The sequence below is a fragment of the Caballeronia sp. LjRoot34 genome, assembly GCF_964253815.1.
In the GTDB taxonomy this organism is placed as follows: domain Bacteria; phylum Pseudomonadota; class Gammaproteobacteria; order Burkholderiales; family Burkholderiaceae; genus Caballeronia.
In genome coordinates this window covers 2,040,763-2,052,542 of sequence record NZ_CAXUSB020000001.1, presented here as the reverse complement: position 1 = coordinate 2,052,542, position 11,780 = coordinate 2,040,763, and the positions used below count along the sequence as shown (strand labels likewise).

Here is an 11,780-nt window from a genome sequence, read left to right as displayed (position 1 = left end):
CGCATGGCCACAGCCTACGATGGCAGCCATACAGCGAACCACGACGGTTGCTCAATTGTCCTCATTTGTCCTCATTTGTCATTTCACGCCGGACTGAAGCATCTCGCGCTGCGGCGCCTATACGATGGCTCCGCGTCGCGACTCCACTGCGCTCGACGCCCTAAAATGAATCCTATAAACATCGTCCAGTTGCTTATCCTCGCCGCGTTATGGGGCGGGTCGTTCCTTTTTATCCGCGTCGGCGTCACCGATTTTGGCGTCGCGCCGCTAATGGCGCTGCGGGTGGGTATCGGCGCGTTGTTCCTGCTGATCGTGCTGGTCACGCGCAGGTCCGCGAGCGGCTCTTTTCAGCTACTGCGCACCCATGCATGGCCGCTGTTTGTGGTTGGCATTCTGAACTCGGCCGCGCCGTTCTGCCTGTTCGCTTACGCGGAACTCACGCTGTCAGCGGGCGTGACGTCGGTGATCAACGCGACAACGCCGCTGTGGGGCGCGATCGTTGCGTTCCTGTGGCTGAAGGATCGGCTGAGCGGGCTACGCATCGCCGGGCTCGTGATTGGTTTCGCAGGCGTGGTCGCGCTGGTCTGGAATCAAATGGACGTGGGAACGAGTGCAGCGGCTTCCGTGACGCCGGCAACCACCGCACTTGCCGCGGCCGCTGCGCTCGGCGCCACGCTGCTGTATGGGATCGCGGCGAGCTACACCAAGCGCCACCTCACGGGTGTGGATTCGCTCGCCGTCGCCGCCGGTACGATGACGGCCGCGACCGTCGTGCTGCTGCCGTTCGCCGTGTTCTGGTGGCCGGCGACGCCCATCTCGACGCAGTCCTGGGGAGCGGTCATCGCGCTCGGCGTAGCGTGTACCGGTATCGCTTATATGCTGTTCTTCCGGCTCATCGCGGCAACCGGCCCCGCGCGTACGATCAGCGTTACGTTCGTTATCCCGATCTTCGGCATCCTGTGGGGCGCGCTGTTTCTCTCGGAACACGTATCACCTGGAATGATCAAGGCGTGTGCCACTATTCTTGTGGGGACGGCCCTGGCTACGGGTGTAATCAAGCGGCTTCCAGGCATGGGTGCGCGACGCGAGGCTCCGGTGAAGTAAGCGCGGGCGGTGGGGGGGGTTCCTGGCGACCGCGTCGCCCGGTGGGTACTCACGCGTTCACGATCACCTCGAAACCGCCGTAGATCATGCGCTTGCCGTCGAAAGGCATCGCATTGGTGTCGGGCTGCAACCGAGGGTCGGCCATCACGGCTTTCATTCCTTCATCCCTCACCTGACGCGACGGCCAGACGATCCATGAGAACACCACCGTCTCGTCGTCCTTGCGTTTGACCGCCATTGGAAACGACGTCAGCTTCCCTTCCGGCACGTCATCACCCCAGCACTCGACTACATTCAACGCGCCGTTCTCCTTGAAGACGGCCGCCGCCAGTTCAGCATGTTTCCTGTATGTCTCGCGATTCGTCGTTGGCACCGCGACGACAAATCCATCTACGTAAGTCATGAACGCTCTCCGTTTCGTTGTGAATAATTGGGCGGTGAATAGGGACATTGTTCGATCAGCTCGCATTGCAACGCCAGGTCACCGCCCTATCCACACGACGTGCAGCGCGTTAGGGAATCGACATGGCTCGCCCACTATTTTCTGAAACGTCGGGGACGTACGTGTTCCAAGATCCGGCGGCGTATGCTTTCCCGGATGCCGTTTGCTCAGAATCGGCTGGTCGAGCGTGACGGCACGCGCGGCATACACAACATCGCTGCGCGCGCCGAACAACGTATCGCAGGCAGGAAACGTCAGGAATGGTCAAAACCCGTTCGAAACAGCGAATTCGCTAGCCGATGAAGCGGACGTGCCGAGTTAAAGTAACGCTTTAGAGCGAAAATAGGCGTGGAGTCGCAGGCAAGCCATTACGGTACGACCCTGTATTCCCAATCGCTGCGAGGCAAGCTCAATCTGGGGCGATCGCTTCAACATCGATCTGCACCCGCGCAGCCAAGAAAACACCATGACCTGCATAATGCTTTTCCAAGCCTTTTGATGACCGAGTTAAACGTGCGTACCCAAGAAACCGCCAGCGATTGTCCCGTATGCGGCAACCTGCTGGCATCGCGTGATGCGGTGTGTCCGCGATGCAAAACGAAACCCGCAGCCGCAAGCGCAGCCGAGTCACCCTTGCCCGAAGCCATGCCGAAAGCGGTATTGCTCGATCGGTACGACGAAAAGCGGACCCCGGTGGATTCGCCCTATCCGAGCGTGTCTGAACCGGAAACTTCTACTTTCGCCTCACAAAGCCAGTCGCACCGGCGCGTCAAATTTGCCGGGGCCGCCGTCATAGCCCTGACTGCATTGATTGCAGGCGCTTCGTACCTGTATAGCGGGTCCGCGCATGACAACCACGACAACCAGGAAGCGAAGCCCGGGACCGGGCCGCTCGCTGAGAGCGGCTTGGCTGTTGCCGGTCAGTCGGGCAGCATCAATGTCCCGGTCACCGCAAAACACGCCTCGATCGATGTGATGGGAACCATCGATGCGGTGCGTTCAGCCATGGTTCGAGGCGAGCTGAACATCGCTCGGCAGCAACTGGCGATGCTTCCACAAGGTGAGGATCAACGTGCCGATGTCCAGCGGATCACCGACGAACTGGTCCAGCGCGAACACGCAAGAGATTCGGCCCTGGGCCTCGCCCGGGCCTGCGAGCAGGCAGGCGACGTGCCGTGCGTCTTGCGATCGGCAGGCGACGCGCTGGCGAGCGACATCTCCAATTCCGAAGCGCGCGACATGCTTCTACGTGCCGTGACGGAGACGGGTTCAACCCAAGCCACTGCCATGAAGGTCAACCAACGGGGCGATTCTCCGATCGTGGCGCATCGGCAATCGTTCGAAAAACGCAAGATCCGACGCGAACCGCAGATAGCCGCGAACGACAACGACATCTACGGGAAGCATTGAATCACGCACCGTCCGATGCGAACTGAATGCAAAGCTGCACGATCGCGACAATGAACAGACAACCAAACACCATCGCCCGGTCGAAGTGAAGTGTCTGTGTGGTGTAGCTCAACATGAAGATGTTCACGAACCACGCACCCGCCACGCCAATAACGTTCGCTCCCAGACACAGCAACTCAGCGCAAGTGTTGCTCGGTGAAGCGCTTCGAAGCCGATCATCCGGCGCTCGAGATTGTCCTGACCGAGATGAACACGAACGAACAGGTCCCCGCCATCCAGCGAATGCAGATCGACGTCGGGTGCGCCTACTGGTGCGATCTGCCGGAGGGCGTTGTCTCGGTCCCTATCGTCACTGAACCGTTTGTCTGCTGCTTACCGGAACATCACCGGTTGGCGTCGAACAGGATCATCGATCTGCGCAAGCTGTCGCGGGACGACGTCATCCTTTTCCCGGGTCAAGTCTCACCTCATTACCACGACCTGATCATCGCGCTTTGCGTTGAAGCCGGCTTCAGTCCGCGCATACGTCACGAGGTCCGGCTTTGGCAGACCGTTGTGACCATGGTGGATCGCGCGATGGGTATCGCGCTGGTTCCTCAGGCGTTGCGCAGTTCTCCAGACAAGGGCGTAGTCTTCAGGCCGATGAAAAGCAATCGCCTTGTCTCCGACGTACTCGCGCTGAAACGCGGTGACCAACCGGAGCCGGGGCCTGCTTTGTTTATTGACTATGTCAAAGAGGCAGCGCTGCGCGCGGCTACCTGAATAATCTAATCGCGGATCGACCTATGAATGCGTGCGGTTGAGATGATCACGTCCCCGCAAACGCAAGCTTGATACTCTTAGGTCAGCAGTGTTTATTGGGCTGCGAATAGGGTTGCGAATAGCCGGGTTGCGAATAGCCATCCTGTATCTCCGCGCCCGGAGCAACACACCTGCGCTAAAGGCGTCCGTCAGCGCCTCACCACGATTTCTTAGGCTTGCGGAGCGGAGCGCGCTGCCGCTGCATAGGGTAGGATGCCAGATCGCAAACCGCGCTCAGCAACGGCGCGTTGCGGCCACCTTAGCGCCGCTTCTCTCCAATCGTTCATCAGCCGTCTCGCATGACTGCCCTTTCCACATCGTCCAATATCCACCGTGTTTCATGCATCATTTGCGCATTTAACGAGGCCCCGCGGATCGGCGCGGTGCTGGCCGTTGCAACGGTGCATCCGCTGCTGGACGAGGTTATCGTGGTCGATGACGGCTCAACCGACGGCACCGCCGACATCGTCAGGCGCTTCCCCTCTGTCAGGCTGATTACGTGCCCCGTGAACCGTGGTAAAAGCGCGGCGATGGCCGTAGGTATCGCCGCAGCCCGGAACGCGTTGCTCATGCTGCTCGATGCAGACCTCAAGGGGCTCGCCAGCGAACATATCACTGCACTCGCCGCCCCGGTTCTGAATGGCACCGCGGACGTCAGCCTGAGCCTGCGCCAGAATAGCCTGCTGCTCTTTCGCGCCATCGGCCTGGATTTCGTTTCGGGTGAACGCGTGGTCAGGAAAGAACTGTTAAGCGAGGCGCTCAAGGAGATTCATCGCTTGCCGCGTTTTGGCATCGAGGTGTTCATGAACAGCCTGATCATCGAACGCCGGCTTTCGATTGCAGTCACCCACTGGCCGAAAGTAACGCAGGCGCGCAAGACTGAAAAATTCGGCTACTGGGCAGGCGTTCGCGCGGAATGGCGCATGATCGCCGACTTGTTGAAAGTCAGTTATCCGCTCGCGCTCCTGTCACAGACATGTCATCTCTTTTCATTAAGAGTCGATCATGCCGGGCACGCGCCATTCTTCGTGAGAATGAAAATCAGAAGCCCACGCGACAACGTGGCTTGAGGCTCCTTCGACGTATTCCTTCAAGGCGTCATTCACGAGCGGCAGCAGGCGTGGCCGCACGGCGGCGCCACGCAAGTGCGAGAAACCCCACGGCGCCCAGCATCAACGGGCAATAGAGCGTCGCGAATCGCCAGAGAACCAGGGCCGTCGCCAGGGACGCTCGCGGAACCCAGGCGGCGAACGCGGCTGCAAGCGCCAGATCGCCACCGCCCCCACCTGCAGGTACGCCGGTCCAGAGTGCCGCATGCAACACCACGGCCTGCACCGCGAGGACAAATCCGAGCGGCAACCGGTACCCGAGTTCCAGCAAGATGAACCATAGCGCGCTATAGCGCAGCAGCCACTGAAGCGTGGTCAGCAGCAACAGTGCGACGAATCGGTCACGAGGCCCTGTGATGAGTAGTCGCCACTGCTGGTGCACGCCGTGGCGAAACTTGTCCCAAAGAGATCGCCGGGCGCGGAACCATGGGACAAGATGCCCCGCTGCGTCAAGTGCACGCGCGACATGGCGGCGGCACATCCAAAGAACGCCCATCAGGATCGCGAGACCTGCCAGGGTTGGGGCAACCGTGGATAAACTCGCCCTCGGGAGCAAATGAGCCAGCGGACCGATCGAGAACAAAAGCGCGATGGGAACCGCGACCCCGAAGAACGTCAGGTCGAGTGCCTGGTCAGCGCCGACAACCGTGGTGGCGATTGCCCACGACGCCCCGGCGCGCTGCAGCAAGCCGATATTGACCCCGTACCCCGCCGCACCGAGCGGAGACACCAGGAACGCGAAATCAGTCACGAGCGTGATCGCAAACGTGCGCATGAATGGAACGCGCAAGCCAAGTGTCGTTTGCATGAGTTGCAGCTTGCCGGCTTTCGCTAGCGCGCTCACGGCGGCGCTGGCAGCGAGCACCAGGAATAGTTCTACCGGGATGGTTCGAAGACCAGCAAACAACGCATGGGAGCCTAGTATAAAAGGCACACCCATTGAGAGACCGACCCCAAGCAAAGCAAACAGGATCGCGACGTTACGTGTGTGAGCGCTGGTCACAAGGGCCGCCTGAGCGATTGCGGCTGGGCATCGGAATTAAACATCAGGGAATCATGTCGTGCCGACGGCGCGATCGGATCATCCATCGCGATTTGAAAAATGGCGGACCAGAAAATAGGCATGCGGTTGGATGATCCTTAAAGCAGCGTCATTAGCTCTGCGCGTGCGGCTCAACGCAATCTCCGGCTCGATATAACCGGGACACCGATCGCGGTCGCACCCTCATTCTCCAGCACAATGATGTCAAACACGCTGCGATGCGTCTCGACAAACGCAGGCTTGCCTTTCAGCAACAAGCCGATGGGTTCTGCGCATTGCCAATAAGAACATGTTCAGGATGGGATTGCCCGCGACCTCGTGAGACGGCGCTGAATCCTGCTGCGATTCATGCCTCGTGCGACGGTTAAGCTTACAGCGCACGAGCGTTCGCCGCCCCGCGCTTCGATTAGCCTGGAAGTCCTCGCGTCACAGAACGGTCGTCTGACCCGCGTAGCTTCACAACGTGCCCCGTTCGAATGTTTTTATGTTCCCGCTTCAACACTCCACTGTCACCTTCAGCGCATGCTCGCGTGTGAGGATCGGAACGAACGTGCCGATTATCCGAGTGCTGGCCTGCTGCTTTTAATTATGTGCCCAGCGCGGAAAATTAATATTTTTGATCGGCGAATGGTGGGGCTAAAGTTAGCGAAGCTCGACAATCAATGAAAGGAGATGCAATGGTCTTTTATCACCATGGTGCGGCTATTCAACCGTCGGTAACAAGACTAGGCAACACGTTTCTCGCACGCGCGTCCATCCTGGAGGAAGATGGCGAAGCGACCTCTCTTGGCAATCTTGGACAGTTCGCCAATCGTGACTGTGCCTTCGAGTTTGCTGTGCGTAGCGCTACAGCGTTCGTAGATGGCGAGCCCTTGCCACGGTCTCCGTTTGAGCAGCCACGAACCAAATAAACCGAGAGGCAGCCGCTCAGGTTTCGCTTGGCGCCAGAGACATTCAGTAAAACGTTATTGCGCATCCGAACGAGGTATGCAGAAAGTACAGAAATGGCTGGTGCAGAACCGAAGGATCATTGGTTCGGCCCCAGCCAGATCGACCGCCAGAAGGCAGGCTCTGCGCGTTCAAGATCGCCGCCAGCTCGTTAGGTCCTGTTCAACGTCTGCTGCACAAGAAGTATTGGACGAGCAGCGTGCGCATGCTATTGCATCGACAAGGAACCTGCGTCGCCTTTCATCCTCAACACGGCGGCTTGAGCCGGCGCTGCGAGGTTTTGCTCGGCAAGGCTGGCCTTAAGCACGGTGACCTGGTTTTCAGTTCCCTGATCGAAGTCTGCATCGAGTTCGCTGATGCGACGGTTGTACCAGTTGATCACGCAGGCCTTGTCCTTGCAGTTGTGCTGACGCCACTGCCACTGCTTGACGCGGTCGTCTTCAAAGGCTGCTGTGTCGGGCGTAACGTCTTTTGCGCGCTTGTAGGAGATCGCCAGCTTGTCGTCGAGAGACGATAGTTCTGGATCGTTGCAAACGAGCTTTTCCGAGCTTGAGACCTTCTTGCCGCAATGAAAGCTTGCGGCCTGAGCGGATCCGGAAAAACCGCCGCCCAACAGCAGTAATGCCAGCGTGGCGGTCCCGGCAGCACGTCTCACGCTGAACAGTTTCGATTTCAATTTTCCTGACTTGGTCATTCCTGCCCCCGTTGATCCATCGTTGAAGTTGCGTTGATCGAACACGATGCCTTCCATTCGCTCGGCTAAGCTTTTTGAGCAGTAGCCTTGAAACGAACGGTCACACGCTGACTCCCGGAAGCCTGTCTGATGGCGCGTAAATGTTCGCGTTTCATCGCTCGCGTTTCCGATATCTGTCGCCAGGTGTGGTTCGCCGTCGCCCGTGCGAGAGCGGTTCTTGGGCGCATGCCTGTGGGCTGAGTTCGTTAAGGGGATGATCCTAGTTTTTAAGCGAACGAACCGATCGAAAAGGAGGCGACCTTCTCAAGGCCTTACGCAATATTTCACGCGTGTGTGTGGGGATTTTTTCGTCTTTTATTTGGATCCGCCACAACCGGCACGGCACTAGTCCGGGACTAAGATCGCCTTTCCTCGACCTGATAGCGGTTTGGGCTAATATGCCGGGGGCGGTTTTGGGGTTGGTGGTCGGGGGCTATGCTGGGGTGGTCGGTTCTGGGGTTAACGGTCGGGGTCAATGCCGGGTTGCTGCTTTCAGTGTTAGTGGTCTGCGAGAGTCGGATTTTCTCTTTATCACTATTAGCCACTGTGCGTGGCGGCACGTCATTTCTTTGTCCAAAGCGACAAAGAAACGAAGCAAAGAAAACGCTTTCAAACACGCTACCCTAAGAGACTGTTGCAGAATTAAGTTTGCATATTTTTTAGCCGGGTCCAGCAAGTTAAAGCACACGCGAGCGTGAGGAAGGCTTCGTGTATGTGCGCATATTTCTCGTAGCGCATCTTCAGGCGGCGATAGGAGTGCAGCCAAGCGATCGTACGCTCGACAGGCCAACGTGTTTTGCCTAGACCACTGCCATGGGGTGAGCGCAGTTTCGCGAGTTCAGGAGTGATGCCGCGTTTGCGAAAGCGTCGCCGATGTGGCTCAGAGCTATAGCCTCGGTCGCCCTGAACAATTTTGGGCTTACGCAAGGGCCGTCCTGGCTTGCCTCGAATTGGCGGAATGGCTTCGACCAGTGGGTCAAGCTGAGTGACGTCATGGCGGTTTGCGCCCGTCAGGATGACGCCGAGCGGGATGCCTTGCGCATCGACGATGATATGGTGTTTGCTGCCGAGTTTGCGCCGGTCCGTGGGGTTTGGGCCTGTTTTTTTCCCGCGTACAACGCGCGAATGGAGGAGCTGTCGACCAGTACTCTGGCCATATCGAGTTGGCCTCGACGGCGCAGTTCGGCCAGCATCGTTTCGTGCATGCGTTGCCATACGCCCGCTTTATGCCACTGGTCCAGGCGCCTCCAGCAAGTGGAGCCCGACCCGCAGCCCATTTCCTGCGGCAGCAAATTCCACGCGAGGCCTGCGCGCAGCACGAACACGATGCCTGTGAGCACGGCGCGATCAGGTATTGGCTTGCGTCCTGCATACCGGCGATTGCGCGGCGCAGCTTTGGGCAGCAGCGGTTCGATGAGTGCCCATAATTGGTCGTCTATAAGTTCCTTAGCCATGGCTTCCTGTCAGGGAAAACAAGACAGAAGTTAACACCAGAGCCAAAAAGTTAACAGCCCCTTTTTGTAATTCTGCAACAGTCTCTAAGTGTCCACAGCGTGCAGTTTTCATTCATAGGTGCCCCAAAAGCACGGTGCTCGCCAGAGCGAAGGATGTGTGAAACCCTCCTTCTCGCGAATCCTGACACGAACACGCTTCGCCCCGTACGCTCTCGGGCAAGCACAATTGCTAAGGAACCCGCACGGCCTTACAGGTATTTACGGCTGCGGTTTTTTGACAGGTTACCTACCTGGTCTGTGCGACCGTATTCATAGGCCACAGCTTCATGCGTGCTTGTCTTTACTACTTCCGTTTTTTGAATTGGCTGCGCGTTCTGTACAGCTATTTTCGTCGGTTACGGCCTTACGCATTCTGCAGCATTGTTTCTTGGCGGGTTGGCTACATGGTTCGTTATGCGTAAAAATTCGGTGGGTGGTTCATGCGGATAGCGCGGGGTGCTCCTTGAGCAGGTTCAATCACTGGTGGCGAAGCGTGTGGGTATCGGTGTTCGGAGAAGGAGGGTTTCACACATCCGTCGCTCTGGCGAGCACCGTGCTTTTGGGGCACCCATGAATGGAAACTGCACGCTGTGGACACTTAGGGTAGCGTGGTTTGAAAGCGCTTTCTTTGCTTCGTTTCTTTGTCGCTTTGGACAAAGAAATGACGTGCCGCCACGCACAGTGGCTAATAGTGATAAAGAGAAAATCCGAGTCACGCAGACCACTAACACTGAAAGCAGCAACCCGGCATTGACCCCGACCGCTAACGCCGAAAGCATCAACCCCGCCCACTACCCCCAGAACCGACCACCCGCCATAAACCCCGACCACTAACACCGAAAGCAGCGCCCCCTGCCCATCGAGCGCCAGCAGACCTATCCCCCAGTGCGAACGAAAACCACCCCCCAACAACCTGCAAAAATCTCCGCGAACGCCAACGCGGAACCTGCCGATCATGCACCCTACGACCGCCCCTCCACCCAAGCCAGGCATCATCCCACTCGCGCGTAATAAAGGTTCTGCGGATGCTTCGCCTCGGCGAAGAAGAACCATCGTTCCGCCACCAGGCCGGCGTACTGCACGAGACACGCCGCAGCCAGCAGGACAACAGAAATGCCGATCGAATGCACGCCCGCGCCCAACGCCATCAGCACGACGGGCGCCACGAACGCCGCCACAAGAAATCCCCACTTGACCCCGCGTAGCGTGCCTGCCGATTTACCGTGAAAGAACTCGCGCAGATTGAATGCGCCAGCCGTGAAACCACGCGATACCTGCACGACCTTCGCGTTCTTGATACCGGTCGCGCTCTGCACGGTGGACTTCGGACGCAGTCGTGCATTACGCACGAGGGATGCCGACCGGCTCGCGCAACCAGCAAGCGTCAGCGCGCACGCGCAGGCGGCAAGCCCCGTGGTCAGTGCAGGCGCGAACCACGCGCTCAAAGCGGTAACCAGCGTGAACCCGGACGCACAACCAAGCAGGACGAAGTTGGCCAGCGTGAGCGGCGTGGCCCACTCCTGGAGAAAGCGCAGGCATGCATAGATCATGGCCGAGCAGACAAAGAGCGCGGCACTCGCGAGCACGCCAAGCGCCCCCAACGCAAGCGACCACGGCGAGCCGAACCAGTGCGCAACACCGTAGAAAAACGCGCACGCGAGAAACGCCGGCAGACAGAGACATTCACGCGATAACCACGAGGTCCGCCACATCGCGACCGCCCGCCACGCACGTTCAGGATGCCCGAGATGGAAGAACGAGGCGATGAGACCAAGTCCACCAAGCGCCACAGACAAGGCGGCGCCGGTGACATAGAACGCCATTGGCGGCGCAGTGAGAAGGCCAAGATGCGCCGCCACCTCCACGCCGACAAGCGCGATCAACAGGCCCTGCGCCGCACCGCTTAGCGTGGTGAGAAAGACGACTGAGAAAGCGGGGTTCATTGGGGAGTCCTTTAGATGCGCGTCGCAACCGACGCGAGATGCAATTGCCCACGCTCAAGTTGTGCGTCCACGGTTTCCGGCATGGACTCAGCCGAACCCGTCTTGCACGAACACTCGCCTTCCCCGCAACCCGAAGCCGACGTCATCTTGCGCGGCAAATAATGGTTCGCGGGCTTCGTGTCCCATTCAGGCATCAACTGATAACCACCGCGCTCCCTGATCGCTTTCGACACCACGGATTCGGGATCGTGAATGTCCCCGAACAATCTTGCGGAGGTCGGACACGCGAGCACGCATGCCGGTTGCCGATCCCGATCGGAGAGGTTTTCATCGTGGATACGATCCACGCACAAGGTGCACTTCGTCATCTCCTTGCGCTCTTCGTCCAGTTCGCGTGCGCCGTACGGACAGGCCCACGCGCAGTACTTGCAGCCAATACATTTATCGAAGTCCACCAGCACGAGCCCGTCTTCCTTGCGCTTATAGCTCGCACCGGTTGGACACACGGGCACGCACGGCGGGTCCTCGCAGTGCAGGCACGACTTCGGGAAATGGATAGTCTCAGCGTTCGGATAACTGCCCGCCTCGAAGCTCTGGACACGATTGAAGAACGTGCCGGACGGATCGGCATCGTAGGGATTCAGGTCGGCAAGGCTGCCCGACTCGCCCGATGTATTCCACTCCTTGCAACTCGTCACGCAAGCGTGGCATCCCACGCAAACGTTCAGGTCGATCACCAGCGCCATCTGAGTCAT

Annotated in this window: 11 protein-coding genes and 1 pseudogene; 5 read left to right on the top strand and 7 right to left on the bottom strand. The window is 58.8% G+C overall.

Annotation, left to right across the window (positions count from 1 at the left end; all coding sequences use genetic code 11):
• Positions 1–165 precede the first annotated feature (165 nt).
• The gene (locus ACSQ36_RS09220; RefSeq protein WP_213763915.1) at positions 166–1,104 is read left to right on the top strand and encodes a DMT family transporter; all 939 of its coding nucleotides are present in this window, start codon (positions 166–168) and stop codon (positions 1,102–1,104) included.
• Positions 1,105–1,153: 49 nt separating this feature from the next.
• On the opposite strand, the gene ACSQ36_RS09215 is transcribed toward ACSQ36_RS09220, so the two are convergent.
• Positions 1,154–1,507 (bottom strand): DUF1428 domain-containing protein, encoded by a 354-nt coding sequence (locus ACSQ36_RS09215; RefSeq protein ID WP_213763916.1) that lies wholly within the window; start codon positions 1,505–1,507, stop codon positions 1,154–1,156.
• Between the two features lie 552 nt (positions 1,508–2,059).
• Here ACSQ36_RS09215 and ACSQ36_RS09210 point away from each other — a divergent pair.
• Positions 2,060–2,956 (top strand): hypothetical protein, encoded by an 897-nt coding sequence (locus ACSQ36_RS09210; protein WP_436181689.1) that lies wholly within the window; start codon positions 2,060–2,062, stop codon positions 2,954–2,956.
• Positions 2,957–2,969: 13 nt separating this feature from the next.
• Here the strand turns inward: ACSQ36_RS09210 and ACSQ36_RS09205 are convergent.
• Positions 2,970–3,131 (bottom strand): annotated as a pseudogene (locus tag ACSQ36_RS09205) (MFS transporter); the annotation flags it as partial.
• A 20-nt stretch (positions 3,132–3,151) separates the two neighbouring features.
• Here ACSQ36_RS09205 and ACSQ36_RS09200 point away from each other — a divergent pair.
• Complete coding sequence (locus tag ACSQ36_RS09200) at positions 3,152–3,718, top strand: LysR substrate-binding domain-containing protein (protein WP_436181688.1); 567 nt, start codon at positions 3,152–3,154, stop codon at positions 3,716–3,718.
• A 338-nt stretch (positions 3,719–4,056) separates the two neighbouring features.
• The gene (locus ACSQ36_RS09195; RefSeq protein WP_436181687.1) at positions 4,057–4,827 is read left to right on the top strand and encodes a glycosyltransferase family 2 protein; all 771 of its coding nucleotides are present in this window, start codon (positions 4,057–4,059) and stop codon (positions 4,825–4,827) included.
• A 28-nt stretch (positions 4,828–4,855) separates the two neighbouring features.
• On the opposite strand, the gene ACSQ36_RS09190 is transcribed toward ACSQ36_RS09195, so the two are convergent.
• Positions 4,856–5,869 carry a flippase-like domain-containing protein gene (locus ACSQ36_RS09190; protein WP_436181686.1) on the bottom strand — a complete coding sequence of 338 codons (1,014 nt, stop codon included), beginning with the start codon at positions 5,867–5,869 and terminating at the stop codon, positions 4,856–4,858.
• A gap of 716 nt (positions 5,870–6,585) precedes the next feature.
• Between ACSQ36_RS09190 and ACSQ36_RS09185 the strand changes: the two genes are divergently transcribed.
• Positions 6,586–6,819 carry a hypothetical protein gene (locus ACSQ36_RS09185; protein ID WP_255631299.1) on the top strand — a complete coding sequence of 78 codons (234 nt, stop codon included), beginning with the start codon at positions 6,586–6,588 and terminating at the stop codon, positions 6,817–6,819.
• A 245-nt stretch (positions 6,820–7,064) separates the two neighbouring features.
• Here ACSQ36_RS09185 and ACSQ36_RS09180 read toward each other — a convergent pair whose 3' ends face one another.
• The 4 genes from ACSQ36_RS09180 to ACSQ36_RS09165 form a co-directional block, all read right to left on the bottom strand.
• On the bottom strand, positions 7,065–7,607 hold the full coding sequence (locus ACSQ36_RS09180) for a lysozyme inhibitor LprI family protein (protein ID WP_436181685.1): 543 nt from the start codon (positions 7,605–7,607) through the stop codon (positions 7,065–7,067).
• A gap of 624 nt (positions 7,608–8,231) precedes the next feature.
• Positions 8,232–9,043 (bottom strand): IS5 family transposase gene (locus tag ACSQ36_RS09175; protein WP_436180705.1). Its coding sequence is split into 2 segments (ribosomal slippage): positions 8,232–8,695 and positions 8,695–9,043, totalling 813 coding nucleotides; the frame shifts between segments, so codons are not numbered across the junction.
• Between the two features lie 1,031 nt (positions 9,044–10,074).
• Positions 10,075–11,025, bottom strand: coding sequence for a dimethyl sulfoxide reductase anchor subunit family protein (locus tag ACSQ36_RS09170; protein WP_436181684.1), 951 nt, complete (start codon positions 11,023–11,025; stop codon positions 10,075–10,077).
• Between the two features lie 11 nt (positions 11,026–11,036).
• Positions 11,037–11,780, bottom strand: a complete 744-nt coding sequence (locus ACSQ36_RS09165; RefSeq protein ID WP_436181683.1) for a 4Fe-4S dicluster domain-containing protein — start codon at positions 11,778–11,780, stop codon at positions 11,037–11,039.